The organism is Winogradskyella poriferorum (assembly GCF_050618035.1).
GTDB lineage: Bacteria > Bacteroidota > Bacteroidia > Flavobacteriales > Flavobacteriaceae > Winogradskyella > Winogradskyella poriferorum_A.
The window spans coordinates 1-225 of record NZ_JBODPY010000204.1; the positions used below are offsets into that span (position 1 = coordinate 1).

1 pseudogene is annotated in these 225 nt (G+C 32.9%); it reads right to left on the reverse strand.

Going from position 1 to position 225, the window contains the following annotated elements:
• Positions 1-225, reverse strand: a pseudogene (locus tag ACRHOC_RS15480) (carboxypeptidase-like regulatory domain-containing protein); the annotation flags it as partial.

Here is a 225-nt window from a genome sequence, read left to right on the forward strand (position 1 = left end):
ATAAAAGAAGTGTATCGTTTGCCTTTGCTCTATTATCAAAAATACCTTCGTCATTTGTTGATGTACCAATCACCTGATTGATATTCACAATATTTCCTTCACTAAGAGGTGTGTTTGTAGAACTACTAATTATAGTCCCGTTTACGCGTGTAGGTTCATCAGTAGGATTTGTGTCGTGGCTATAGCTATTAACTGTAGTAAAACATAAAAATAATATCAGTAAAT